Source organism: Massilia sp. SYSU DXS3249, from assembly GCF_053668055.1.
The window spans coordinates 297,076-321,197 of the sequence record NZ_JBSIPX010000001.1 but is presented as its reverse complement, the minus strand read 5'-3'; the positions used below and the strand labels follow the sequence as shown (position 1 = coordinate 321,197).

The window sequence follows — 24,122 nt, the reverse complement described above, 5'->3', positions numbered from 1 at the left end:
CAGGGACGGTCTGACCGTAAAAACTTGATTATATTCAAGATCGCTCAGGAGATCGAAGAAAATCGGCGGCGCCTGCACCGATGGGCCGCCCCTGCAACACCGCAGGTTTAGAAATACATTTCGCGCACGTAGATTACGGGGCTGCGATGGGTGCCGAACGTCACCCGCCCGATCGTGCTCGGCAGCCAGGGCCAGCCGTCGAATTGCAGGGTGACATTGCCGCTGCGCGCGGCGCCGCCGGCCAGCTTGCCTGGTGCGCGCAGCCAGAGGACGCCGGCGCCCCTGGCCAGGCGCACCTGCTGCGGGCTGGACGCCGCCGCCACGTTCGTGTCGCAGGTGGTGCCGGCGCTGGCGAACTTCGGCGAACAGCTCAGGAAGCGCGTCGCCGTGCCGGGGGCGCCGGCGGCATCCGCGTAGGCCGGGTTGGCCAGCCAGCCCGCGGCGCCCGCCCAGTATTCGGCGCGCAGGCCGAGCGCCGTGCGCAGGATGTCGCTGCCGAGCGCGTTCGGCACTTTCAGGCGGCCGTTGAGCGCCAGCACCCCGCCCTCGTCCGACACCTCGCCGGTGCGCAGCGAGCTGATCTCGATATTGCCGCCCAAAACATTTTCGGTGGCGGCGGCGCGCACGAACACGGCGGTCGGCGCCGTCAAATTGGTCGCGCGCGGCTGCAGGTTGCTGTATCCCACGGCCAGCCGGTAGGCGGCGCTGGCCTGCATCACGTTCAGGGTCGTATTCGCCACCGGGTCGAACAGCGCGGTCGTCTTCGTGATCGCGACCTTCGTTTCGCCGGCCTGCGGCACCAGGTTGGACGCGAGCGGCGTGCCGCCGGCCGCGCTCACGGCGCTCAGGGTCACCGTCCTGAACCAGTCGCCGGTGAAATTCTTCAGCCGTTCGTTGTTCGCGTTGTAGGCCTCGACCGTGATGTCGAAGGGCTGCCCGGAATAGACGGCGCCGCGATCGTCGCGCGGGCAGGGGTAGACCCCGGGAAGGTTGGCCGGGCAATCGAAGGGACCGGTGACGATGGTCTTGAAATAGGCCGGATAGAAGCGCCCGACCGCGGCCGTGCTGCCGGGGACCGGCACGCCGAGGTAGAAGTTTTGTTTGCCGGCGTCTGCGGGATCGGCGGCGTCCACCAGGCCGGTTCCGAATCCGATCGCACCGGCTTCGCTCCATGACGCCTCGGTGGCCATGATGCCGCCCTTCCAGGCGCGGGCGCCGGTTTCGAAGAGTTCACCCAGGCTGGCGATGCCGACGCCGGGGAGCGCCGAGCGGCCCAGCGCCAGGCCGGGCCGGAATTTCTCGTTGCCGAAGTTCGGCGCGAATGCCGGCGCAGAGCCCGCCGCGCCGTCCAGCCGCGCGCCGATCTCGACCGTCAACGTCGCGCCGGCCGGTGCGAAGCCGGCGCTGGCAGGCGTGGTATTGCCGGGATTGACGATGTTACCGTAGCGGATGCTCTTGAACTCGATGCGCAGCGGCGCGCTGACAAACGGCTCGGTCGCGGCGGTGCCGCCGCCTTCTCTCAGGCTGAGCCTGACCTGGCCGACGTCGTTATAGACGAAGTCGTATTTGACCGACGCCGTTTTCGCCGGGAAGCTGACGTCGACCGCGTTCGACCAGGCCAGCGGCTGCCCGGCCGCCGCGCAGGCCGGGATGGCCGCGCCCGCGTAGGCGGCGGCTACCGTGCCGGCAACGGGATTGATGCATGCGAGGGCGAACTGCATGGAGCGCGTGGTGGCGGCCGTGTCGCTCGGCGCGGCGGGCGTGCCCTCGCGCGTGGCGGTGATGAAGACCGGCGCGGCGCGCCCGCCCACGACCGCAGCGGTGTAGAGCTTGCAGCCCTGTCCCGCCGCGCCGATCTTGATCCCGGGCGTGCACGCGCTATCGGTGAACAGGTAGGGATCCAAGGTCGCCGGGGTCGGGTCGGTCGATACGGTTCGGTCGATGGCGGTGGCCGTGTCGGACGCGGAATCGTTGGCCGGATTGTCGTCGCCGGTGCCCGCCACCGTCACCGTGCTGGTCTTCTCGCCGGTCGTCTTCACCGCGGCCGTGACCTGCAGGGGCGGTGCGCTCGTTCCCGGCGCAAGCGCACCCCTATAGGTGCAGACCCCGTTCGCACCGTTCGCGCTGCAGGTCCAGCCGCTGCCGCTGCCGGACACATAGGTCATGCCCGCCGGCAGCGTGCTGCTGACGGTAATCGGGCCTGCTTCGGTATAGGGGCCGTTGTTGGTGACGGTGACCGTGTACTCGGCGTTCTGGCCGACCTCGAAGGGCCCCGAACGCGCCAGCGCGACCGACAAGTCCGACACCGGGATGGTCGGCACCACCAGGATTTCCGCATTCAGCAGGACCATGTCCTGCCCGGTGCGGTACGTGGTCGTGACCGTCGCGTCAAAGCCGGACCAGAGCGTCACCTTGGTATCGTAGGCATCGAAATCGACACCGAGCGAATAGTCGTCGTTGTTGATGTTGCTCGCCGAGTTGAACTGGTTGCCTGCCGGGTTGAGCGTGTCGAACACTTCCTTTCCCTCGAACAGGAGGCGCTCGCCGTCCTGCGACAGCGTCGGGTCGCCTTCCCAGCTGATGTGGCCGACGCGCGCAAGCTCGTCGACCGGCGTCATGGTCCGGTTCCAGCGGAAATTGTTGGCGTTGACGACGACCTCGCCGTTCTGCACGTATCGGAAGCCTTCGTAGATGTTCAGCACGCGCTCCGGTTGCGACGGGTGCGAATACACTACCAGCAGCGCAAACCCGCCCAGCACGCCCTGCGAAGCGCACCATGGGCTGCCGTTGGACACCGTCAGGCCGGAAAAATTGTAGGTGCCGCTGCCCTTGGCCTGGACGATGGCTGTCACATCGGCCGCACCGCCGAAGTAGTCGAAGCCGCTGCCTACGCTGGCCGAGGTGTACTTCCGACCGGCGGTCACATCCCGGGACTCGAAGGTGACGGTGCTGTCGCTCGGTCCGGAACCTGCCCAGTACAACTGGGCGGACACGACGGTCGCACCCGTCGGGACAGTCAGGATCGCAGTCCGGTTGGTGGTCGGCGCGGTGACGGTGCAGTCCCGGGTATTGCCCTTGCCGTTGCTGTTGCTGCCTGTACGCAGGCTGACCTGGGTACCGGTGAAATTGACCCGGCCATCGAAGGCTTTCCACAGCGCGATAGGGGTATCGGCACGCGCCGGCGCAACACAGGCAAGCGACAGGGCCAGCGGCAGAAAGGCGCGCAAGGCCAGATGGGAGACGGGGCTCATATCTGCACCTCGATCACGCGCCGCACGAAGTCGGGGTTGCCCGAGGCTTCCGGGCAGGCGTTGCCGTCCGCCGGAGCGCAGGCGACCGAGCGGACGATCCAGCGGTCCAGGTTCACGGCCGGGTCTTCGGAAGCCGGCCCCGCGATGCGGGTGCAGCTCACGCTCACCGTGAAGCCGCCCAGCACCTCGCCGCCCAGCGCGACCGGATGCGCCGCGCCCGGCGCGCAGCCGCTCCCGCGCAGGCGCTGGTAGAGGCCCCACTCGATGCCGGCGCGCGCGGCCTGGTAGGCGCGCGCGCCCTGCTCGTCCAGCAGCACGCCCTGGCGCTGGCTGGTGAAGATGGCGACCAGCGCGACGGACAGGCCGGCCAGCACCACCAGCAGGAAGATCGCGGTGACGAGGCCGGCGCCCGCGCTGCGGCGGATCGGGACAGGAAGGGTTTGCTTCATGGCGTGTTGTCGACGTGGACTTGATGCACCAGCCGCACGGCGCGCTCGGCCGCGTCGCCGCTGTTGCGCGTATGCAGCGCCAGCGACAGCAGGACCAGCGCGCTGCGGCGCAGTTCGGCATCGGCCACGTCGTAGCGGAAAACGTCGGTGCAAGCGGCGACGCGGCGCGCCAGCACCGCGCTGCTGCCGCTCGTGGGACGGCCCGGCATCTCGAGGCTGATCGGATAGCCGGCGTAGCGGCGCAGCACGAAGCCGTCGCCCTCGGGTTCGCAGCGCACCATCACCGGGCCGTCGACCACCTGGAAGCGGCGTCCCGGCGAGGGCATCGGCTCGTTGCGCCCGCCGAAGGGGTTGTCGGCCAGCGTGATCTCGGTGGCGCCCGCTTGCGCGCCCTGCGCGACCCGGGCGATGTTGCGGTCCGCGCCGTCGATGGCGTAGGCGTCGGCCGGCGCCATGCCCGGGCCGAGGTTGTAGACGACCACGAACTGGTTCGGCAGCACGTCTGCGCGCAGGCCGCCGACGACGGAAAACGTGGTACCCGTGCCGACGAAGTCGAGCGGCGTGCCGCCGGTCGCGGCGTCGTCGACGTCGAGGTAGCGCCCGCCGGTGGTCGTGAGCAGGAATTCGATGGCGTCGCCGCTTGCGCTCACGCGCACGCTGTTGGGCAGCGCCAGGCGGATGTCGCGCGCCATGCGGCGCAGGGCCAGGTCGGCTTCGTCGCTGGCCTCGGCACGCGCCACCGTGTCGGTATAACTCAGCATCGGCGAGCGGATGAAGACCGCGACGATGGCGCCGATCACGCCGATGATGACGATCACGATGACCGCCTCGACCAGGGTGAAGCCGCGCGCCGAACGCGAGAAAGAACAGGTGCGCGCCATCATTCGCCCCGCGGGACCGGCGCGTAGCGCGCCCGGTAGCCGTCCAGCAGCACCGGGTCGCCCCCTTCGAAGGTAACTGTGACGCGGATGCGCAGCGCGTCGGCGTCCGCACTCGTCCCGGCGGCGGCGATGTCGCCCAGCCGGTCCGGCGTGATCGTCACGGTGGCCTGGTAGCCATCCACGCCGAGCGGACGCCCGAGCGCGTCGCTCAGTGCGCCCGCCGCGTTATTGAAAGGCGCCGCCGGCGTGCCGGCCGAGGCGACGTAATCGTTGACGTTGTCGAAGGGACGCAGGAAGGCCGTGCCGGCCGGTCCTTCGTTGCCGAATTCTTCCCTGAGCGTGCACTCGGCGGTTTGCTGGGCGCTGTCGGCGTTCTCCGCGCGCGGGTCGCAGAAGCTGAAGCCGGCCAGCTGCACTTCTTCCAGCAGGCCTTCGGCGATCATCAGCGCCTGCTTGCGGCGCAGCGGGTCGCTGCTGTTGGCGGAAGTAAAACTGATCACCCCGATCACGGCGGCGAGCGCCACCGCGACGATCACGATGAACATCACCAGTTCGATCAGGGTGACGCCGGCCTGGCGCCGGAGAACGCTGGCTGACCTAGTCGACATAGCCGGTCTCCGCTTCGATCCCGATCGAGCGGGTCAGGTCGCTGCCCTTGACGGAGATGGCATACCGAGCGCCGGCAAGCTCGCCGGCGCTGGCGCGGCCCAGGCCGTCGAAGCGGATCGCGGGGGCCGGCACCGTCACGGCCAGGCCCTCGGGAGGCGCTTCGCACATCCAGCTGTCGGAACCACAGGCGGTGAGGGTGGCATCGGATCCACTGTTGGCGCCGCCGGGTGCGCGCACCTGCAGGTCCTGCGGGCAGTCGGCCTGCGCGCTGAAACACAGGGCGACCCGCCCGGGCGCGAGGAGGACGAACACGGGGCGGTTCTGGGCGATGGCGATCTTCTGGCCGTGGCGCAGCATGGACTTGACCCGGTCCGACCAGGCGGCGGCGTCGAAGCTGGAGCGTTCGAAGAAGCGGGAGGCGGCCACCGTGGAGACGATGCCGATGAGGACGAGGACGACGATCAGTTCCACCATGGTGAAACCACGGTGGCGGAGCGCACCGTGGCCGGGTGCACGACGGGTTCGTCGCGGATGCAGGCCGGCCACGGGATCAGGCGAAGGGGATTACTCGCAGTCTTTCACGCGGTCCGCCGCGCCCTTGCCCGGCACGCCGACGGCGTAGGCCGGGGCGGTGTCGCGGGCGACGGCGGCGGTGTACATCACGTAGCAGGTGGCGGCGGTCGGGGTGCCGACGATGCTGTTCGGGACGATCGCCAGCTGGTTGGCGGCCACGGCCGGACGATTCGCATCGGCGGCGCCTTCGACGAAGACGGTGTAGTCGGAGGTGGTCAGGCCCGAAGCGTCGGCCAGGGCTTGCGCTTGCGTCGCATTGCTCACCGAAGGATAGCCCGAGGCCAGGTTCATCGGGACGTTGATGCCTTCGACCGCAATGTTCTCGGCGCGGGCCAGCAGGAACCTGCCGTGGGTCATCGCCGAGGTCGCCGACAGCGCGCCCTTGGCGGCGTTCAGGCTGGCCAGGCGGGCTTCGCCGCCCAGGCTGGCGAAGCGCGGCAGCGCGGTCGCGGCCAGGATGCCGAGGATGACGATGACGACGATCAGTTCGATCAGGGTGAAACCGCCTTGCTGGCCTTTCATGCTCTTGTTCATGTAGTTCTTCTCCGAGTAGTGTCGACGCGGTACGGTCACCGCTTGATTGTTAGGCTATTGTTCCAGGCTTAATGCTTGAGACTGGTGTTGAAGGCAAGCGGCCGATCTTCCATCTGATCGAGCACCAGGCCGGCGGTGACCTCCCTCCGTCCAGTTGCTTCGACCGGATCGGGCACACGCAACAATTTTACCTTGAAGATCAGAATTTTTTGTATCTCTGTGGAAAAACTTTTATGTGCAGAAGGTAGATAAACAAGTGCCTGCCCGGTCCGGTCGAAATACCAGGAAGCCCTGGGCAAGCCCTCCGCGCCGGCCGCATAGTATTCCCCGAGGTAGTTTGCCGGCGTCTTCTGCAGCCAACGCATCGGATTTTGCTCGGCAAGTGCCGCCAAACCACCCTGCTCGCCGCGCGCGATGACCTCGGCCGAGCGCACGGCCAACGCCGTCCGCAGGGAACTGATGAGTTGTTTTACAGCAACACGCTCCGTTTCGCCCTGGTAGGCGATGAGGCGATCCAACAACAGTCCAGCCAGCACGGCCGCCAGGATGGTCGCCACGGCCAGCTCCAGCCGCGTCGCCCCGCCCTGCCGCTGCCAGCGTGACCGGTCCTGTTTCATCCGCGATGCAGGGCAGCCTTGCCCATGTCCCAGATCGGCAGGAAGATGCCGAGCGCCATCACCAGCACCATGACGCCGAGGAAGGTGATCAGGATCGGCTCGATCTGCGCCGACAGTGTCTTGAGCTCGTAGTCGACTTCGCGCTCGTACATCAGCGCGATCTCGTCCATGAGGTCGTCGAGCGAGCCGGTCTCCTCCCCGACCGCGATCATCTGCAGCACGATGGGCGTGAACACGTTGGCGGCGGTCGCGGTGCGCAGGATGCTTTCGCCGCGCTCGACCCCGTCGCGCATCTGCTCGATCCTCGCAGCCAGGTAGGCGTTGTCGGCGGTCTGCGCGACCACCGTCAGGGCCTGCACCACCGGCACCCCGCTCCTCATCGAGAGCGCGAAGCTGCGCGCGAAGCGGGCCATGGTCGCCTTGAGCATGATCTTGCCGGCGATCGGGAGGCGCAGCTTGCGCCTGTCCCAGCGATAGCGGCCGGCGGCGGTGCCCACCCAGGACCGGAACGCAAAAAAACCGCCCGCGGCCAGGGCGCCCAGCAGCGGCCAGTAGTCGACCGTGAAGCGCGAGGTCCCCATCAGGATGCGCGTCATCAGCGGCAGCGTCGCGTGCATGCTGGCGAACACCTTGGCGAACTGCGGGATCACCAGCAGGTTGACGACCACCATCGCGCCGGCCATCGCGAACATCACGAAGCTCGGGTAGCGCAGCGCCGACTTGACCCGGTCGCGCATGTCGCGGTCGAATTCGAGGTGGTCGAACAGGCGCAGGAAGACTTCCTCCAGGCGGCCCGTCATCTCGCCCACGCGCACCATCGACAGGTAGAAACTGCTGAAGCATTCCGGGTGACGCCGCATCGCCGTCGACAGTTCGCGCCCCGAGTCGAGCGACTCGCGCAGGTCCTTGATGACGCGCGCAAAGGCCGGGCTGGTGCTCGAGTCCTGCAGGCCGCCCAGGCCGCGCATGATCGGCACGCCGGACTTGAGCAGCGTGTGCATCTGGCGGCTGAACAGCTGCACGTCCATCGACGTGACCTTCTTTTCGCGCAGGCGGCGCCAGGTGTCCGACGCTCCCGCGCCGCTGGCCGCCGTGCGGCGCGTGGCCACGATTTCGACCGGCGTGACGCCCGTGCCGAACAGCTGGTCGGCGACGGCGCCGGCATCGAGCGCTTCCAGCACGCCCTGCATCAGTTCGCCGCGCGCATTGCGGCCTTTATAGGCAAAGAAAGGCATCAGTCATCCACCTGGTTACTGATGCGCATCGCTTCGGCGATGGTCGTGCGTCCCTGCACGGCCAGCGCCACGCCGTGGCGGCGCAGCGTCTCGCCCTTCATTTCCGCGTGCGCGACCTTCAGGAAGTGGCTCGGGTCGGGATGGTTGGCGGCGTCCGTTACCGCACGCGTCATCTCCATCAATTCGTAGACGCCGGTCCGGCCGCGGTAGCCGGTGCCGTTGCAGTGCGAGCAGCCCTTGCCGTGGAAGAACGGGGTCCGCTCGACCAGCTCGCCCAGTTCCGCGCGCAGCCAGGCCTGCTCGGGCGCCGTCGGCGCGTAGGGCGTGCTGCAGCTCTCGCAGATCACGCGCACCAGGCGCTGGGCCAGCACGGCCTGCAGAGAGCCGCCGACCATGTAGCGCGGCACGCCCATGTCCATCAGGCGCAGCGGGGTGGAGGCGGCGTCGTTCGTATGCAGCGTGGATAAGACCAGGTGGCCGGTCATGGCGGCGCGCAGGCCGATCTGGGCGGTTTCCTGGTCGCGCATCTCGCCGACCAGCACGATGTCCGGGTCCTGGCGCAGGGCCGAGCGCAGCACGCGCGCAAAGGAGAGGTCGATCTTGTCGTTGACCTGCACCTGGTTGATGCCCTGCAGCCGGTATTCGACCGGGTCCTCGACGGTGATCAGCTTCTTTTCCACCGAATTGAGTTCGGCCAGCGCGCTGTAGAGCGTGGTGGTCTTGCCGCTGCCGGTGGGGCCGGTCACCAGCACCAGGCCGTTCGGCCGCTGGACGATGGCGCGGAAGCGCTCGAGCATGGCGCGCGGCATGCCGATCGATTCCAGGCGCAGCGTGTTGCCGGCCTGGTTCAGCAGTCGCATGACGACCGACTCGCCGTACTGGGTCGGCATGGTCGAGATACGCACGTCGATGCGCTGGCCCTTCACCTTCATCGCGAAGCGGCCGTCCTGCGGCAGGCGCTTTTCCGAGATGTCCAGGTCGGCCATGAGTTTCAGGCGCAGCGCCAGCGGCGTGGCGATCTTGATGTCGGCCTCGGTCTGCAGGTGCAGCACGCCGTCGATGCGGAAGCGGATCTGCAGGCGCCCTTCCTGCGGCTCGATGTGGATGTCCGAGGCGCGCACCTGGGCGGCGTCGTCGAACACCGATTGCAGCAGTTTCACGACCGGCGCCTCTTCCAGGCCCGGATTGGCCGCCATGGCGCCGAAGTCGACGAAGGCGTCGCCGATGTCGGCCTCGACTTCCTTCGCGAAATCGGTGATCTCGCCGGTGCGGCGGTAGATGCGGTCGATCGCGTGCAGCACCTCGGTCTCGTTGACCACCGCCAGCTCGACGGTTTTCTTCAGCAGGCGCGCGATCTCGTCGTAGGCGAACAGGTCGGTCGGATCGGACACGCCCACCAGCAGGCTCTCGCGGCGGTCTTCCAGCACCAGCGCGCGGAAACGGCGCGCGGCCGTCTCGGGCAGCAGGCGCACCAGCGCGTCGCTGATGTTGTAGAACTTGAGGTTGATGTAAGGGATGTTCATCTGGCGCGCCAGCGCGCCGGAAATCTGCTCCTCGGTGACGAAGCCGTTCTCGACGAACACCCGCCCCAGCTTGCGCCCGGTACGCTTCTGGTCGGCCAGTGCCTGGTTGAGCTGCTCCTCGGACAGGAGCTTTTGTTGCACCAGGATTTCGCCGAGTCGGACTTTTTCTGGCCTCGCCATGACACCCTTAGAAATTAATTTTGAAAACGGGAAATCATTTTAAGACAGAACGGGGCGATGTTTACCAGTGGAATGGGTTTTGTGGCGCTTTGGCCGCGCCTGACAATGGGGGGCGTGTAAGATAATCAAGAGATACCGGTAGGGTGGACGGGTTTCCCGTCCACGCGTTCAAACCACGATTGAACGCCTGCGCGATTGATCTTGCCCTGGTTGAACGCGTGGACGGCAAAGCCGTCCACCCTACGTCCCTTCGATCTACTTTGGGAAAACACATGCACGACCAAGCAAGCGCCCGGCGGCGCATTTACCTGATGCGCCACGGCAGCGTCACCTACTTCGACGCCGCCGGCAAACCCTTCCTCCCGGAACAGGTCCCGCTCAACGAGGACGGCCGGGCCCAGGCCGACGCCGCCGGCGCCGCCTTCGCCGCCGCCGGCGTCCGTTTCGACCGCGTCATCGTTTCCGGACTGCCGCGCACGGTCGAAACCGCCTCCCGCGTGCTGGCCGTAACAAGGCAGGACATCGCGGCCGAGACCTGGCCCGAGTTGGTCGAACTGCGCGGCGGCCGCCTGTCCAGCATCCCCACCGCCGACCTGAAACGCGCCTTCACCGGCGCCTTCGACGGCCTGGTCGACGAGGACCAGCGCTTCCTCGGCGGCGAGACGATCGGCGCCTTGATGGACCGGGTGCATCCGGCCGTCGAGCGCCTGCGCGCCGACCCGGATTGGCAGACCGCCCTGCTGGTGCTGCACGGCGGCGTCAATTGCGCGATCCTGTCGCTGGCGCTCACCGGCCGCCGCCTCTTCCTCGGCGGCCTGGCCCAGGCGGCCGGCTGCATCAACGCGCTCGACGTCGGAAGCGCACCGGGCGACTGGGTCGTGCGCTTCGTCAACCACGTGCCGCCCTCCCCGCTCCAGCCCGAGGCGCGCAGCACGACCATGGAACAGCTGTTCGAGCAGTACAAACGGTCACGCTGAGGTTCAGCCGACCCGCGCCCATAAATAAGTACGGTCGTGCGTTTCATCGGCTACAATCGCCTGACAACCAACACAGGAGGAGACGCCAGTGTATGAAGAGATGATGGGCACCAAGCCGGTGTCCGAGCGCCAGCGCTTCGACCTCGACGCGCTCGACGCCTGGCTGCGCGCCAACGTGCCGGACTACCCCGGTGGCCCGCTCGAGGTCGAGCAATTCAAGGGCGGGCAGTCGAACCCGACCTTCAAGCTGCGGGCCGGCGCCGCCCAATACGTGCTGCGCACCAAGCCCGGGCCTGCCTCGAAACTGCTGCCCTCTGCCCACGCGATCGACCGCGAGTTCCGCGTGATGAGCGCCCTGTACGAGACCGGCTTCCCGGTGCCGCGCCAGATCGCGCTGTGCCAGGACGAATCCGTGATCGGCCGCGCCTTCTTCCTGATGGAATTCGTCGAGGGCCGCGTGCTGTGGGAGCAATCGCTGCCCGGCATGTCGAGCGCCGAGCGCGGCGCCATCTACGACGAGCTGAACCGGGTGATCGCCCAACTGCACACGATCGACTACGCCGCCATCGGCCTGGCCGACTACGGCAAGCCCGGCAATTATTTCGCGCGCCAGATCGAGCGCTGGACCAAGCAGTACGAGGCCTCGAAGACCGAGCCGATCGAGGCCATGGACCGCCTCATAGAATGGCTGCCGCGGAATATCCCGCCGGGCGAGGACACATCCATCGTGCACGGCGACTTCCGGCTCGACAACATCATCTTCCACCCGACGGAGCCGCGCATCCTGGCCGTGCTCGACTGGGAACTGTCGACCCTGGGTCATCCGCTGGCAGACTTTTCCTACCACTGCATGAGCTGGCACATCCCGCCCGGCAAGTTCCGCGGCATCGCCGGGCTCGATCTTCCCGCCCTCGGCATCCCGGACCAGGAAGCCTATATTCAGCGTTATTCCGAGCGCACCGGCAAGACGATCCGCCCGGAAGACTTCAACTTCTACCTCGCCTACAACATGTTCCGCCTGGCCGGCATCATGCAGGGCATCATGAAGCGCTATGTCGACGGCACCGCCGCGAGCGCGCAGGCGCTGGAAAACGGCAAGGCGGCGCGCCCGATGGCCGAGATGGCCTGGCAGTTCGCGAACCCGACCAAGGACAACTGAGCATGGATTTCGATTATTCCGACCGCTGCAAGGAACTGCGCCAGCGCCTGCTCGCCTTCATGGACGAGCACATCTACCCGAACGAAGGCGCCTTCAAGGAGGAAGTCGACCGCAACGGCGCGCTTGGGAACCGCTGGGTCCCGGTCGAACTCATCGAGCGCCTGAAACCGCTGGCGCGCGAGCAGGGCCTGTGGAATTTGTTCCTGCCGAAGTCGCCGCGCGCCCCCGAGGGCCTGTCCAACCTCGACTACGCGCCGCTGTGCGAGATCATGGGCCGCGTGCCCTGGGCGCCCGAGGTGTTCAACTGCTCGGCGCCCGACACCGGCAACATGGAGACGATCGAACGCTACGGCCTCGAAGAACACAAACAGCAGTGGCTGGAGCCCCTGCTGCGCGGCGAGATGCGCTCCGCCTTCGCCATGACCGAGCCCGACGTCGCCTCCTCGGACGCGACCAACGTCGCCACCCGCATCGAGCGCGCAGGTGATAACAGCGATGACTACGTGATCAACGGCCACAAGTGGTGGATCTCGGGCGCTGGCGACCCGCGCTGCAAGGTCTTCATCGTGATGGGCAAGACCGACCCCAATGCCGCGCGCCACCAGCAGCAGTCGATGATCCTGGTCCCGAGCGACATGCCGGGTATCACCATCAAGCGCCCGCTGCCCGTGTTTGGCTACGACGATGCCCCGCATGGCCACTGCGAAATCCTGTTCGAGAATGTCCGTGTGCCGGCGTCGAACATGCTGCTCGGCGAAGGACGCGGCTTCGAGATCGCCCAGGGGCGCCTGGGCCCCGGCCGCATCCACCACTGCATGCGCGCCATCGGTGTCGCCGAACGCGCCTTGGCCCTGATGTGCCGCCGCCTGGACAGCCGCGTTGCCTTCGGGCGCAAGATCTCCGAGCAAGGCGTCTGGCGCGAGCGCATCGCCGAGTCGCGTATCCGCATCGACACCGCCCGCCTGCTGACCCTGAAGGCGGCCTGGATGATGGACACGGTCGGCAACAAGGTGGCCCAGGCCGAGATCGCGATGATCAAGGTGCTGGCGCCGACCGTGGCCCAGGACGTGCTCGACTGGGCGATCCAGGCCCACGGCGCGGCCGGCGTCTCGGGCGATTTCCCGCTCGCCTACCAGTGGGCCGGCAACCGCACGCTGCGCCTGGCGGATGGGCCGGACGAGGTGCACCGCAACGCCATTGCGAAGCTGGAACTAGGAAAATACGCGTAGGGTGGTCGGCTCCACCAAGGTGGCCGATCAGCCACCGGCCTTGATGCCGCCCACGCGTTCAACCGGCCCCGGATAACTCCGGATGATCACCTGCTGGTTGAACGCGTGGGCGGCGCACGCGACACCTCGATGCCGCATCCTGGGTGGAGCCGTCCACCCTACATCAAGCGTCCGCTCCCCGCTTGCGAAACATCGCCATCCCGTCAATCGTGCACACCGTCTCCCCATGCTGGTTGCTCGCCACCCAGCTCGACCACACCACCCCGCGGTCCGGCTTCGAGCTCGATGCCTTGACCTGCTTGGTCAGGTAGCGCACCGCCAGCGTGTCGCCCGCGCGCACCGGCTGCAGCCAGCGCACGCCGTCCAGGCCGGGCGAGCCCATGCCGGCTTCCTCGCAGCGCATGCCGTCGACCACCATGCGCATCATCATGGCGCAGGTATGCCAGCCGCTGGCGATCACCCCGCCGTAGATCGACTTCGCCGCGGCCTCCTGGTCGATATGAAAAGGTTGCGGGTCGAACTGGGTGGCGAAGGCGATGATCTCCTCCTCGGTCACCGTGCGCCGGCCGAGGTCGATTTCCTGGCCCGGCGCGAAGTCCTCGAAATACCACTGCCTGGATTCGCTCATGCCGCCTCCCGGAAGCCCGGCTGAGCGATGAAGCGCGCCAGGTGGTGGTCGGCGTCGCCCAGCGTCACTTCGATGGCGGCGAGCCGCTTGAAGTAATGAGCGGCCGGCAGTTCGTCGGTCACGCCCATGCCGCCGTGCAGCTGGACCGCCTGCTGGCCGATGTAGCGTGCGGCCACGTTGACGCGGTACTTGGCGGCGGAGACGGCGCCGCGGCGCTCGCTGGCGCCTGCATCACCACCATCGCTTGATGCCAGCTTCACGGCCGCCAGCAAGGCCATCGAACGGGCCTGCTCGAGGTGGATGTACATGTCGGCCATGCGGTGCTGCAGCGCCTGGAATTTGCCGATCGGCGCACCGAACTGCTGGCGCGTCTTCAGGTACTCGAGGGTGGCGTCGAACAGGGCCTGCATCGCGCCGAGGGCCTCGAAGCACAGCAGGCCGGCGCCATAATCGAGGGCGGCGTCGAGGATGCCGGCGCCCTCGCCCGCCGCGCCGAGCAGGCTGGACTCGGGCAACTGCACGTTCTCGAAACGGATGTCAGCCGCACGCAGGCCGTCGAGCGTGCGGTAGTCCTGCACGTGGACGCCCGGCGCATCGGCAGGCAGCACGAACAGCGACACGCCCTCCTCGCCACGCTGGCCGCCGCCGCTTCGCGCGGATACCACCAGCATCCCGGCCTGGCCGCCGTGGATCACCACCTTCTTTTCGCCATTGAGGAGCCAGCCGTCTCCGCTGCGCTCGGCGCGGGTCGCGATGTCGAACAGGTCGTGGCGCGACTGGCGCTCGCCCAAGGCGCAGGCCAGTTTCAGCTCGCCGCCTGCGACGCGCTCCAGCAGTTCGCCGTGGCTGCCCGCCAGGCGCAGGAATTCGGCGCCGAACACGGTCGCGAAATACGGCTCGACCACCAGCGCCCGTCCCAGCTCCTGCATGACGACGAACATGTCGACCGCCGTGCCGGCGAAGCCGCCCTGCGCTTCCGGCACCGGCAGCGCCGTCATGCCCAGTTCGGCCAGCGTGGCCCAGGCCTGTTCCGAGGTGCCCGCTTCGGAGTGCACGATCGCACGGCGCGCCTCGAAACCGTAGTCGCGCGCGGCCCAGCGCTTGAGGGCGTCGGCGAACTGGAGCTGCTCCTGGTTGAAATTGAAGTCCATGCGCTCTCCTTACAGGCCCAGGATCATCTGGGTGATGATGTTTCGTTGGATCTCGTTCGAGCCGCCGTAGATCGACGTCTTGCGATAGTTGAAGTAGTGGGACAGCAGGGGCGCAGCCTGGTCGTCGTCGATCACGCTGTGTTCGCGCTCGCCTTCGAGGTAGGCCGGGTCGAAAGGCAGCGCCAGCGGGCCGACCGCTTCCACCATCAGCTCCGTGACCGCCTGCTGGATTTCGGTGCCGCGCACCTTCAGCACCGAGGCTTCCGGCCCCGGCGCCTGGTCGGCGCGCGCGAGCACGCGCAGCACCGTCGTCTCGAGCGCCATCAGTTCGATCTCGAGGCTGGCCAGCTTGCTGGCGAACAGCGGGTCCTCGATCAGCGGCCGGCCGTTCTTGCTCTCGCGCCCGGCGAGGCCCTTCACGAAGTCCAGTTCGCGCCGCGAGACGCCGACGGCGGCAATGCCGGTGCGTTCGTGGCCGAGCAGGTATTTGGCATAGGTCCAGCCGCGGTTTTCCTGGCCGACCAGGTTTTCGACCGGCACCCGCACGTTGTCGAAGAAGACTTCGTTCACCTCGTGGTCTTCGTCGAGCATGATGATCGGGCGCACCGTGATGCCCGGCGAGTGCATGTCGATCAGGAGGAAGGAGATGCCTTCCTGCTTGCGCACGCCGCTGTCGGTGCGCACCAGGCAGAAGATCATGTCGGCGTGCTGGGCCAGCGTGGTCCAGGTCTTCTGGCCGTTGACGATGTAGTGCTCGCCCTGCGCGTCGGTGCCGCGCACGGCGGTCGTCTTCAGCGAGGCGAGGTCGGAGCCGGCGCCCGGCTCGGAATAGCCCTGGCACCACCAGTCCTCGCAGGACAGGATGCGCGGCAGGTAATAGTCCTTCTGGGCCTGGCTGCCGAAGGCCATGATGACGGGCGCGACCATGTTGATGCCGAAGGGCATGATGCGCGGGGTACCGGCGCGCGCGCACTCGTCGTCGAAGATGTGGCGCTGCACCGGGCTCCAGCCCGGGCCGCCGAATTCGACCGGCCAGCCGGGCGCCACCCAGCCTTTTTCATACAGGATCTTGTGCCAACGTACGCTGTCGTCCTTGGTCAGGCGCAGGTGCTGGCGAACCTTGTGTTGCAAGTCGGCGGGCAGGCTGGCGTCGAGGAAGGCGCGCACCTCGTCGCGGAACGCCAGGTCCTCGGCGGAATAATTCAGGTCCATTCGGTCTCCTTGTTTTCGTCGCGCCGGAGAAAAAGCACGATCGTTCACAACGATTGTACCTGAAAAGATCTGAGCCTTATGAGAATGAAAATGAAAATGAAAAAGGGTGGCGAGCCTGCGGCCTGCCACCCTTTTTCAGGGGAATGCGTCTGGTGCGGATTACTTCGAACGGCGGCGGCGCAGGGCGCCCACGCCGATGGCGCCGGCCAGCAGCAGCGCGATGCTCGACGGTTCCGGCACGTCGGTGGCTTCCGGTGCGACCGGGGTCAGTTCGGCCGGGGCCGGTTGGAGTTCGAGCGGCGCAGGTGCAGGGAGCTGGATGGCGTCGTTCGGGCCGATGGCCTGGGCCTGGGCGGCACCAGTCGCGGCAAACAGGGCAGCGATGACGAGGTGGCGAATGTGCATGGTCGTTCCTAGTTGGAGTTGGATCTAGTAAATATTATAAATACGACCAGATGTTAGCACAGCAATAACGGAAATGCACAACGCGTGTTGTTTATGTCACAAAGAAAGAAAGCTCCCGGAGGAGCTTTCTTCAGCGAGGACTTTCCACCCTCACGCGATACTGTCCGGCAGTGACTCGGGCATCAATTCCCGCGTGCGTTCGCCATGTACGGCATCGTGCGCGAGGCCATGCGGGTATCGGTCTTGAGCATGCCCGCTTCGTCGGCCAGGATGTGGGCGGCCTCCTGCAGCAGCACGTCCTTGGCGTCCTTGGCGGCCTTCTCCGCAGCCAGTTCGGCCGACAGCGCGCGCTCGTCGGCTTGCAGGCCGTCGTCGCGCGGCGGCGTGTTGCGTGCCGCGACCACCGCTTTTTCCGGACGGGTCGGGTTCGGCACCTTGCTGCGTGCTTCCTTGCCGCCCGGTGCGGCCACCGGTTCGTCCGGGGTGGTCGCCTTGGCGCCGGCCAGGCGCGCTTCGCGCATCTTCGCGCGTGCGTCCTGGGTGTCGCGCTCCTTGCGGCGCACGGCTTCGTTCAGCGAGATCGCGTTCTCCTTGCGCAGCTTCATCACTTCCGCGATGTCTTCACGCAGTTCCTGGAAGTCCTTGTCCTTCGCGATGCGGGCTTCGTGGCGCTGCTGCAGCGGCGCGACGAGTTCCTTCAGGTCGCCCGAGGGCAGGAAGGTGGCCGGCTTGATCGACACCCATGGCAGCGCATTGTCGAACGAGGATTCGCCGAAGCTCTCGATGTCCGAGGTCACCGGCAGCTTGATGTCCGGCGTCACGCCGCGCAGCTGGGTGGTGCCGCCGTTGACGCGGAAGAACTGGGCGATCGTCATCTTCAGTTCGCCGTAACGCACTTTTTCGGACTGCGAGAAGCGGTCCAGGTCGATCAGGGTCTGGACCGTGCCCTTGCCGAAGCTCGGCTCGCCGATCACGAGGCCGCGGCCGTAGTCCTGGATCGCGGCGGCGAAGATTTCCGATGCCGAGGCCGAGCCGCGGTTGATCAGGACGCCCATCGGGCCGTCCCAGGCCAAGCCGGGGTTGGTGTCGCTCTCGACCTCGACCCGGCCTTCGGCGGTGCGCTGCTGCACCACCGGGCCCTTGTCGATGAAGAGGCCCGTCAGTTCGACCGCCTCGATCAGCGAGCCGCCGCCGTTGTTGCGCAGGTCGACCAGGACGTTGTCGACCTTGTCCTTCTTCAGTTCGCCCAGGATGCGGGCGACGTCGCGGGTGGCGCTCTTGAAGTCCTTGTCGCCCTTGCGGCGCGCCTCGAAGTCCTGGTAGAAGGTCGGCAGCGAGATGACGCCGATGCGGCGCGTGACGCCGCCATCCTTGACCGAGATGATGGTTTTCTTGGCGGCCTGCTCTTCCATGCTGATCTTCTTGCGCACCATCGACACGCTGACGTGCTTGGCGTCGACGCCGGCGTCGCCGGGAATCACGTCCAGGCGCACGGTGCTGCCCTTCTCGCCGCGCACCAGCTGCACGACGTCGTCGATGCGCCAGCCGAGCACGTCGGTGAACGGGCCGTTGCCCTGGGCCACGCCGACGATGCGGTCGCCGACCTTCAGCTTGCCCGACTTGTCGGCCGGGCTGCCCGGCACGATTTCGCGGATGATCGTGTACTCGTCGCGCGACTGCAGCACGGCGCCGATGCCTTCCAGCGACAGGCGCATGGCAATGTCGAAGTTGTCGGCCGAGCGCGGGCCCAGGTAATTGGTGTGCGGCTCGATCGCGGTGGCGTATGCGTTCATGAACATCTGGAACACGTCTTCGTTGTTCAGCTTCTGCAGGCGCGTGATGTAGCCGGCGTAGCGCTTGTCGAGCGTTTCGCGGATCGCCTTTTCTTCCTTGCCCGCCAGCTTCAGGCGCAGCCAGTCGTTCTTGACGCGCTTGCGCCACAGGTCGCGCACTTCGTCCTCGTTCTTGGCCCAGGGAGCCTTCTCGCGGTCGAGCTGCAGGGTTTCGTCGACGGTGAAGTCGAGCTTGGTCTTGAGCAGGCCGCGCGCATAGGTCATGCGGTCGGCGAAGCGCTGATGGTAGAGGTTGAAGACCGTGAACGGCATCGTCAGGTCTTCGTTGTTGATGGCGTCGTCGAGCCGGGTGCGCATGGGCGCGAAGCGGTCGATGTCGCCCTGCGTGAAGTAGAGCTTCTCGCTGTCGAGCGTTTCGAAGTAGTTGTCGAAGATCTTGACCGACATCGCGTCGTCGAGCGGCACCGCCTTGTAGTGGTAGCGGCCGAGCACGCGCGAAGCCCACAGCGCCGCCTGCGTCTGCGCGGCGATGGGTTTCATCTGCGTGGCGAGCTGGGGGGCTGCCTGCGCAGCTGCCGGTTTGGCGGCGGGTTTTTCTGGCTGTGCGGTTACCGCGGGGGCGGACATGGCGAACGCCAGGGCAACCATCAACATCTGCTTCTTCATGTAGTCGTTCTCCGAACGTGGACTGTGTGTCTGCCGGCAAGCCCGGGTACCTGTGGTATCGACGGCGTGCGAACTCATTCTACAGGATCGCGCGGCTGCGCAGAGGCGGCTTCAACGGGGCGTGCGCACGAGATTAAGGCTGGCTTAAGCACGCAGTGTCAGCTTTTTACAAACTGAAACAGAAGACCATGCCATTCGTACAGCGCGCCCGCAGCCGCCGCGAGCACCAGCCAGGGCCAGGAGCGCGTTGCCAGGCGCCAATCCACGGGCGAGGGCCAAAAGGACAAGAACTGCGGCGCCAGCAGCGGCGCCAGGGCCAGGTCGAGCGGACCGAAGCGCCAGCCGGGGCCGGTGCGCCAGGCCGCCACCGCCAGCGGCAGCAGCAGGACCAGCAGCGGCGCCAGCGCGGCCGGGGCGGCGTTGTACCAGCGCAGGTTGGCGAAGGTGACGGAGCCGAGTTCCCAGACCCGGCCGCGGCGGCGCGGGATCATGTTGATGCCGGTCGGTTCGGCATTGCTGAGCAGGCCGACGCCGAAATGCGCCAGCTCGTGGCACAGGGTGCCGGGCGCGGTCAGGAGGAAAAAGGCCGGATGGGCGCTGGTGAGCATCCAGAACAGGAAGGCCAGCGCCATCGACGGCAGCAGGTAGAGCAGGATGTCCATGTGCGCACACAGGAAGGCCGGCGCGATGCTGGCGCAGGCGGGCAAGGCGCTCATGGCCGGCTCGGGGTGCTAACTTCAGCGCGCGTAGAAGCAGCGGCCGCAGGCCTGGCGGTAGCTCTCGTTGCCGCCGATGCTGACCTGCTCGCCCTCATTGATGCGGCGCCCTTCGCTGTCGACGCGCACGTTCATCGTCGCCTTCTTGCCGCAGGTGCAGATGTTCTTGATTTCCTCGATGTCGTCGGCCAGCGCCAGCAGGTAGGCCGAGCCCGGGAAGGGATCGCCGCGGAAGTCGCTGCGCAGGCCGTAGCAGATGACCGGCACGCCGCGCACCTGGGCCAGCTGGTGCAGCTGCTGCACCTGTTCCTTGCTGAGGAACTGGGCTTCGTCGACCAGCACGCAGGACACCGCGGGTGCGGCCGCCAGGAAATTGGTGCCGCCGTCGAAAGTGTCGACCTCGCGCTGGGGTCCCAGGCGCGAGGTGATCAGGCCCACGCCGTAGCGATTGTCGATGGCGGCGGTGTAGAGCTTGACCTGCTGGCCCTGCTCTTCGTAGTTATGGGCCACCTGCAGCAGCGCGGTCGATTTGCCGGCGTTCATCGCCGAATACCTGAAATAGAGTTTAGCCACTGCCCTGCCTTGCACGCCTATGTTGTAATCGCGAAATTATAGCAAGCGGGAAAGCCGCTGCGCCAGCGGCGGTGGGCCGTTTTATCTGCCGACGACGCGCGCCGGATTGCCGACCACCGTGCTGCCCGCCGGCACATCGCGCGTGACCACGCTGCCGGCGCCGACGATGGCATCGTCGCCGATCGTCACGCCCGGCAGGATGATGGCGCCGCCGCCGATCCAGACGTTGCGGCCGATGCTCACCGGCAGGCCCGATTCCAGGCCGCTGCGCCTGACCTCCGGGTCGCGCGGATGGTCGGCCGTGTAGATCTGCACGGCCGGGCCGATGCGGGTGTCGTCGCCGATCGTCACGCGCCCGCCGTCCAGGATCACGCAGTTGTAGTTCAGGAAAACGTTGCTGCCGAGGTGGATGTGGAAGCCGTAGTCGCAGTAGAAAGGCGGGCGCACGATGGCGCCCTCCCCGGCCGCGCCGATGCGTTCCGCCAGGATGACCTGCCAGGCCTCGGCTTCCTCGCCCATCGCCGCGTTGTAGCGCGCCAGCCAGGCCGCGCAGGCGGCCAGGTCGGCCTGGAGCTCGGGGCTGCTGGGGTGAAACAGCTCACCGGCCAGCATCTTTTCCTTCTCGCTGCGTTCCATCATCGACCTCTCATTGCCCTGGATGGTATTTGCGCTCGAGTCCCTTCTCGATGTCTTCCTTGTAGAACAGCACGTCCTTGAACTCGCCGCGGGCGTACATGGCCGCCTGGTCGGCAAAGTGCTTCGAGGCCGGATTGCCGCTCTGTCCGCCGGCGAGGATGCTCTTCGCCCTCACCTTCGGGCCGAATTCGACGGCAGCGACGAAGCTGTTGCCGCGGTCGCCGTAGATGCGCTTGGTCTTTTGCTTCGCAACCATGCCGAACGAGGCGAGCGAACCCCAGTTGGCCGAGGTAAAGGCGACCGGGAAGCTCGGCTTGCTGTCGTCGTACTGCTGGTCGACGGCGCCGCTGATGCGCTGGAAGCGGTTGATCTCGCCCCAGGGCGTCTGCCAGGTGCCGAAGTCGGCCGTCAGTTTCGCCGTGGCGCGCGCCAGGGCGTCGAGGCGATCGGCGGCGCCGATCTGTTTCGTGATGTAGTCGACCGTCGGCACGCCGGCGGCGCGTGCCTTCGGTGCGGCGGCGGCGACCATCTCCTGCCCCCAGTACACGGCGAGCGAGGTCGGCACCGAATCGACGGCGAAGCGCAGGTTCCAGCCGCGCAGCGCCGCGACCTGGCTTGCGAGCGAGGTCTTGCGGGCGTCATCGGCCGGCAAGGCGTCGAAGTCGCGCGCCAGTTGCGGCACCAGCGGTTCGAAGGCGGTGAGATAGCTGTCGTAGCCGGCCGCGATCAGGCTGTCGATCGTGAAGTCCTTTGCGCCCTTGAGCACGCGCTCGGCATGCACGCCGCGCGCATTTTCCGGCAGCGACCACATGTAGTCGGGATAGGCCTCGCGCTTCGGGCTGTTGGCGCCGGACGCGCTGAACGGCCAGTTGTTGGTGTTCGAGATGTAGCCGCTGGCCGGGTTGAAGAGCGTGATCGTCTCCGGAATCGCGTGCAGGCCCTGCCATTCGGTGGCCGGGTTGCTGCCGTCCACCGGCTTGCTCCAGTCGAAACGCGGATCGCGCTTCGGGATGAAGTTGCCGTGGAAGTAGGCGATGTTGCCGTCGGCATCCGCGTACACCGTGTTGTTCGAGGAATTGGTGCGCAGCTCCATCGCCTTGTAGAAGGCGGCGTAGTTCTTCGCCTTGGTGCGGCTGTAGGACTGGGTCAGCGCCTTCACAGGCTCGTCCATCATTTTCACCGCCACCCACTTGCCGTCTTCACCGCGCACGATCGGACCGTGGTGGCTGAAGTAGGCGGTGACGGTGCGGCTGGCCATGGTCCCCTGCGGCGTCTTGTACGGCAGCGTGACCGGCACCGCGCGCATGGCCCGCTCTTCGCTGCCGTATTTGTAGAAGAACTTGCCGCCCCGCTCGACCACCGTTTCCAGGTATTCGTCGATGACGTCGCCGCCGCCCGAGGTATGCATCCAGCCGGCGCGATCGTTGAAACCCTGGTAGATGAAGAACTGGCCCCAGGTCACCGCGCCATAGGCGTTCAGGCCCTGCTCGCTGACCATGTGGATCTCGGGACGGAAGTAGAACGAGGTGTGCGGGTTGATCAGGAGCAGCGGCCGGCCGGTGCTCGAGAGCTTCGGCGCGATGGCAAAACCGTTCGAGCCGCGCGGCTCGGCGTCCAGCAGGTTGCGGTTGTCGGCAAGCTTCGGTGCCGGGCGCTTGCCGTAGAAAGCTTCCAGTTCCTTCAGGTCGATCGACTCGATGTCGCCGCCGATGCTGCCCTCGCTGAAGGACAAGGCCATCCACGGCTCGAAACGGGTGATCAGCTTCGGCTTGACCTCGGGATGGGTGTGCAGGTAGAAGTTCAGGCCGTCGGCGAAGGCATTCATCAATTCCTTCAGCCAGGCCGGGCTGGCCGCATACTTGGCCTGCATGTCGGCGGGCTGGATGTACATCTTCATGCGCAGGTCGCGCCAGATTTCCTTTTCGCCCTCGACCTCGGCCAGGCGCCCCATCGCGTTGATGTAATTGAGCTCGACGCGGTTGAAGTCGTCCTCGGCCTGGGCGTACAGCATGCCGAACACCGCATCGGCGTCGGTCTTGCCGAACACGTGGGGGATGCCCCATTTGTCGCGCATGATCGTCACCCGCGCCGCCGTTTTCTTCCAGCGCGCCAGGTCGGCGGCCGACGCACTGCGGGCGCTGGCTGCCGCAGCCGGCGGCGCCGTCTCGGCCAGCGACGGCAACGCCGCGGTGGCGAGCAGCGTGCCGGCCAGGGTCGACAGGATGGTGCGAGGCAGCGAGGTGCGTGACAGGAACATGCGGAGTCTCCGGTGTTTGTTATTCGTGTTCGGTCGTGGGCCTTACAGGCCGGCGTTGGCCAGCTTCTGCTTGAGGATCTCGTTCTCGGTCAAGAGCGTCGCCATGCGGTCCTTCAACGCGGCGATCTCGGCCTTCAATGCGAGCTTTTCGTCAACCGGCTCGCCGTCCGGCCCCAGCTTCTTCGGCTTGCCGGCCGCCTTCTGCTCGCGCACCTGGCGTGCGGCCTGCTGCAATTCCTTGCGCCCGCCGGCGACGGCCGCGATCTGCGCGTCCTCGGGCAGCTGGGCGACATTGGCCGCGGCGTTGATCGAGATCGTGCCCGTGCGCACGGCTTCGACCAGCTGCGGGGTCGCGGCCTTCTGGATGCGTTCGATCTGGCTGATGGTGTTGCTCGACACCCGCGCGGCCTTGGCCACTTCCTCGCGCGTGTTCCACGGCGGCGGCGGACGCGAATCCATGTCGTCCGGGTTCGGTTCCGGCGGCTCCTCGGCCATCTTCTGGGCCATGCGCGCGGTGACGATTTCCTTCTTGCGCAGCGCCAGCAGCCCGCGCTGGAAGTCCGACACGCTGCGGCGCGCCAGGTGGTTGTCGATCATCCACAGCATCACGTCCTCGATCGTGTCGAAGTTGTTGTTATGGACGGTGCGGAATGGAATGCCGTGCTTGCGGCAGATGTCGTAGCGGTTGTGGCCGTCGATCAGGGTGTCGCGCCACAGCACGAGGGCGTCGCGGCAGCCTTCGGCTAGCAGGCTGCGCTCGAGCGCGGCGTACTCGATCTCGGTCAGCGGATCGACGAAGGCGCGCAGTTGGTCGTTGATGGTGATATTCAATGTGGGTCCTTGGACTTCTCTTCTACTACTGTGTTCA

22 protein-coding genes are annotated in these 24,122 nt (G+C 66.9%); 3 read left to right on the top strand and 19 right to left on the bottom strand.

Annotated elements, in window-relative coordinates; translation table 11 throughout:
* Positions 1-107: 107 nt before the first annotated feature.
* The 9 genes from ACWCIA_RS01450 to ACWCIA_RS01410 all read right to left on the bottom strand — a co-directional run bounded on the left by ACWCIA_RS01450 (position 108) and on the right by ACWCIA_RS01410 (position 9,852).
* The gene (locus ACWCIA_RS01450; RefSeq protein WP_454160259.1) at positions 108-3,251 is read right to left on the bottom strand and encodes a DUF6701 domain-containing protein; all 3,144 of its coding nucleotides are present in this window, start codon (positions 3,249-3,251) and stop codon (positions 108-110) included.
* On the bottom strand, positions 3,248-3,700 hold the full coding sequence (locus tag ACWCIA_RS01445) for an agglutinin biogenesis protein MshP (RefSeq protein WP_454160257.1): 453 nt from the start codon (positions 3,698-3,700) through the stop codon (positions 3,248-3,250). The genes ACWCIA_RS01450 and ACWCIA_RS01445 overlap by 4 nt, the downstream gene beginning before the upstream one ends.
* A complete protein-coding gene (locus tag ACWCIA_RS01440) occupies positions 3,697-4,584 on the bottom strand; it encodes a prepilin-type N-terminal cleavage/methylation domain-containing protein (protein WP_454160255.1) in 888 nt (295 codons plus the stop codon). Before ACWCIA_RS01440 ends, ACWCIA_RS01445 begins: the two co-directional genes overlap by 4 nt.
* Positions 4,581-5,189, bottom strand: a complete 609-nt coding sequence (locus ACWCIA_RS01435; protein ID WP_454160253.1) for a prepilin-type N-terminal cleavage/methylation domain-containing protein — start codon at positions 5,187-5,189, stop codon at positions 4,581-4,583. The genes ACWCIA_RS01440 and ACWCIA_RS01435 overlap by 4 nt, the downstream gene beginning before the upstream one ends.
* The gene (locus ACWCIA_RS01430; RefSeq protein WP_454160251.1) at positions 5,179-5,736 is read right to left on the bottom strand and encodes a pilus assembly FimT family protein; all 558 of its coding nucleotides are present in this window, start codon (positions 5,734-5,736) and stop codon (positions 5,179-5,181) included. The genes ACWCIA_RS01435 and ACWCIA_RS01430 overlap by 11 nt, the downstream gene beginning before the upstream one ends.
* An 18-nt stretch (positions 5,737-5,754) precedes the next feature.
* On the bottom strand, positions 5,755-6,297 hold the full coding sequence (locus ACWCIA_RS01425; protein ID WP_454160249.1) for a type II secretion system protein: 543 nt from the start codon (positions 6,295-6,297) through the stop codon (positions 5,755-5,757).
* Positions 6,298-6,365: 68 nt separating this feature from the next.
* A complete protein-coding gene (locus tag ACWCIA_RS01420; RefSeq protein WP_454160247.1) occupies positions 6,366-6,914 on the bottom strand; it encodes a hypothetical protein in 549 nt (182 codons plus the stop codon).
* Positions 6,911-8,149 carry a type II secretion system F family protein gene (locus ACWCIA_RS01415; protein ID WP_454160245.1) on the bottom strand — a complete coding sequence of 413 codons (1,239 nt, stop codon included), beginning with the start codon at positions 8,147-8,149 and terminating at the stop codon, positions 6,911-6,913. The genes ACWCIA_RS01420 and ACWCIA_RS01415 overlap by 4 nt, the downstream gene beginning before the upstream one ends.
* Entirely contained in the window at positions 8,149-9,852 is a 1,704-nt protein-coding gene (locus tag ACWCIA_RS01410) for a GspE/PulE family protein (protein WP_454160243.1), read from the bottom strand. Before ACWCIA_RS01410 ends, ACWCIA_RS01415 begins: the two co-directional genes overlap by 1 nt.
* Before the next feature lie 272 nt (positions 9,853-10,124).
* Here ACWCIA_RS01410 and ACWCIA_RS01405 point away from each other — a divergent pair, with 272 nt between their 5' ends.
* The 3 genes from ACWCIA_RS01405 (at position 10,125) to ACWCIA_RS01395 (ending at position 13,217) form a co-directional block, all read left to right on the top strand.
* The gene (locus ACWCIA_RS01405; RefSeq protein WP_454160241.1) at positions 10,125-10,829 is read left to right on the top strand and encodes a histidine phosphatase family protein; all 705 of its coding nucleotides are present in this window, start codon (positions 10,125-10,127) and stop codon (positions 10,827-10,829) included.
* Between the two features lie 103 nt (positions 10,830-10,932).
* Positions 10,933-11,988: a phosphotransferase family protein gene (locus tag ACWCIA_RS01400; RefSeq protein WP_454160565.1), complete on the top strand. Its 1,056-nt coding sequence runs from the start codon at positions 10,933-10,935 to the stop codon at positions 11,986-11,988.
* Between the two features lie 2 nt (positions 11,989-11,990).
* Positions 11,991-13,217, top strand: coding sequence for an acyl-CoA dehydrogenase family protein (locus tag ACWCIA_RS01395; RefSeq protein WP_454160239.1), 1,227 nt, complete (start codon positions 11,991-11,993; stop codon positions 13,215-13,217).
* 163 nt (positions 13,218-13,380) lie between these two features.
* On the opposite strand, the gene ACWCIA_RS01390 is transcribed toward ACWCIA_RS01395, so the two are convergent.
* The 10 genes from ACWCIA_RS01390 to ACWCIA_RS01345 form a co-directional block, all read right to left on the bottom strand.
* Positions 13,381-13,845, bottom strand: coding sequence for a MaoC family dehydratase (locus ACWCIA_RS01390; protein ID WP_454160237.1), 465 nt, complete (start codon positions 13,843-13,845; stop codon positions 13,381-13,383).
* The gene (locus ACWCIA_RS01385) at positions 13,842-14,996 is read right to left on the bottom strand and encodes an acyl-CoA dehydrogenase family protein (RefSeq protein WP_454160235.1); all 1,155 of its coding nucleotides are present in this window, start codon (positions 14,994-14,996) and stop codon (positions 13,842-13,844) included. Before ACWCIA_RS01385 ends, ACWCIA_RS01390 begins: the two co-directional genes overlap by 4 nt.
* Before the next feature lie 9 nt (positions 14,997-15,005).
* Positions 15,006-16,208 carry an acyl-CoA dehydrogenase family protein gene (locus ACWCIA_RS01380; RefSeq protein ID WP_454160234.1) on the bottom strand — a complete coding sequence of 401 codons (1,203 nt, stop codon included), beginning with the start codon at positions 16,206-16,208 and terminating at the stop codon, positions 15,006-15,008.
* 159 nt (positions 16,209-16,367) lie between these two features.
* Positions 16,368-16,613: a PEP-CTERM sorting domain-containing protein gene (locus ACWCIA_RS01375; RefSeq protein ID WP_454160233.1), complete on the bottom strand. Its 246-nt coding sequence runs from the start codon at positions 16,611-16,613 to the stop codon at positions 16,368-16,370.
* Positions 16,614-16,795: 182 nt separating this feature from the next.
* Positions 16,796-19,072 carry a carboxy terminal-processing peptidase gene (locus ACWCIA_RS01370; protein ID WP_454160231.1) on the bottom strand — a complete coding sequence of 759 codons (2,277 nt, stop codon included), beginning with the start codon at positions 19,070-19,072 and terminating at the stop codon, positions 16,796-16,798.
* A gap of 158 nt (positions 19,073-19,230) precedes the next feature.
* Positions 19,231-19,788 carry a hypothetical protein gene (locus ACWCIA_RS01365; RefSeq protein ID WP_454160229.1) on the bottom strand — a complete coding sequence of 186 codons (558 nt, stop codon included), beginning with the start codon at positions 19,786-19,788 and terminating at the stop codon, positions 19,231-19,233.
* A gap of 21 nt (positions 19,789-19,809) precedes the next feature.
* Complete coding sequence (locus tag ACWCIA_RS01360; protein WP_454160227.1) at positions 19,810-20,361, bottom strand: thymidine kinase; 552 nt, start codon at positions 20,359-20,361, stop codon at positions 19,810-19,812.
* An 81-nt stretch (positions 20,362-20,442) separates the two neighbouring features.
* Positions 20,443-20,997 carry a sugar O-acetyltransferase gene (locus ACWCIA_RS01355; RefSeq protein ID WP_454160563.1) on the bottom strand — a complete coding sequence of 185 codons (555 nt, stop codon included), beginning with the start codon at positions 20,995-20,997 and terminating at the stop codon, positions 20,443-20,445.
* 10 nt (positions 20,998-21,007) lie between these two features.
* Positions 21,008-23,254 (bottom strand): penicillin acylase family protein, encoded by a 2,247-nt coding sequence (locus tag ACWCIA_RS01350; protein WP_454160225.1) that lies wholly within the window; start codon positions 23,252-23,254, stop codon positions 21,008-21,010.
* A gap of 42 nt (positions 23,255-23,296) precedes the next feature.
* The gene (locus ACWCIA_RS01345; protein WP_454160224.1) at positions 23,297-24,085 is read right to left on the bottom strand and encodes a hypothetical protein; all 789 of its coding nucleotides are present in this window, start codon (positions 24,083-24,085) and stop codon (positions 23,297-23,299) included.
* Between the last annotated feature and the right edge of the window lie 37 nt (positions 24,086-24,122).

Excerpts from the sequence above, each read along its gene's own strand:
- ACWCIA_RS01450 (WP_454160259.1), bottom strand. The coding sequence starts at position 3,251 with ATGAGCCCCGTCTCCCATCTGGCCTTGCGCGCCTTTCTGCCGCTGGCC.
- ACWCIA_RS01445 (WP_454160257.1), bottom strand. The coding sequence starts at position 3,700 with ATGAAGCAAACCCTTCCTGTCCCGATCCGCCGCAGCGCGGGCGCCGGC.
- ACWCIA_RS01440 (WP_454160255.1), bottom strand. The coding sequence starts at position 4,584 with ATGATGGCGCGCACCTGTTCTTTCTCGCGTTCGGCGCGCGGCTTCACC.
- ACWCIA_RS01435 (WP_454160253.1), bottom strand. The coding sequence starts at position 5,189 with ATGTCGACTAGGTCAGCCAGCGTTCTCCGGCGCCAGGCCGGCGTCACC.
- ACWCIA_RS01425 (WP_454160249.1), bottom strand. The coding sequence starts at position 6,297 with ATGAACAAGAGCATGAAAGGCCAGCAAGGCGGTTTCACCCTGATCGAA.
- ACWCIA_RS01420 (WP_454160247.1), bottom strand. The coding sequence starts at position 6,914 with ATGAAACAGGACCGGTCACGCTGGCAGCGGCAGGGCGGGGCGACGCGG.
- ACWCIA_RS01415 (WP_454160245.1), bottom strand. The coding sequence starts at position 8,149 with ATGCCTTTCTTTGCCTATAAAGGCCGCAATGCGCGCGGCGAACTGATG.
- ACWCIA_RS01410 (WP_454160243.1), bottom strand. The coding sequence starts at position 9,852 with ATGGCGAGGCCAGAAAAAGTCCGACTCGGCGAAATCCTGGTGCAACAA.
- ACWCIA_RS01405 (WP_454160241.1), top strand. The coding sequence starts at position 10,125 with ATGCACGACCAAGCAAGCGCCCGGCGGCGCATTTACCTGATGCGCCAC.
- ACWCIA_RS01400 (WP_454160565.1), top strand. The coding sequence starts at position 10,933 with ATGGGCACCAAGCCGGTGTCCGAGCGCCAGCGCTTCGACCTCGACGCG.
- ACWCIA_RS01395 (WP_454160239.1), top strand. The coding sequence starts at position 11,991 with ATGGATTTCGATTATTCCGACCGCTGCAAGGAACTGCGCCAGCGCCTG.
- ACWCIA_RS01390 (WP_454160237.1), bottom strand. The coding sequence starts at position 13,845 with ATGAGCGAATCCAGGCAGTGGTATTTCGAGGACTTCGCGCCGGGCCAG.
- ACWCIA_RS01385 (WP_454160235.1), bottom strand. The coding sequence starts at position 14,996 with ATGGACTTCAATTTCAACCAGGAGCAGCTCCAGTTCGCCGACGCCCTC.
- ACWCIA_RS01380 (WP_454160234.1), bottom strand. The coding sequence starts at position 16,208 with ATGGACCTGAATTATTCCGCCGAGGACCTGGCGTTCCGCGACGAGGTG.
- ACWCIA_RS01375 (WP_454160233.1), bottom strand. The coding sequence starts at position 16,613 with ATGCACATTCGCCACCTCGTCATCGCTGCCCTGTTTGCCGCGACTGGT.
- ACWCIA_RS01370 (WP_454160231.1), bottom strand. The coding sequence starts at position 19,072 with ATGAAGAAGCAGATGTTGATGGTTGCCCTGGCGTTCGCCATGTCCGCC.
- ACWCIA_RS01365 (WP_454160229.1), bottom strand. The coding sequence starts at position 19,788 with ATGAGCGCCTTGCCCGCCTGCGCCAGCATCGCGCCGGCCTTCCTGTGT.
- ACWCIA_RS01355 (WP_454160563.1), bottom strand. The coding sequence starts at position 20,997 with ATGGAACGCAGCGAGAAGGAAAAGATGCTGGCCGGTGAGCTGTTTCAC.
- ACWCIA_RS01350 (WP_454160225.1), bottom strand. The coding sequence starts at position 23,254 with ATGTTCCTGTCACGCACCTCGCTGCCTCGCACCATCCTGTCGACCCTG.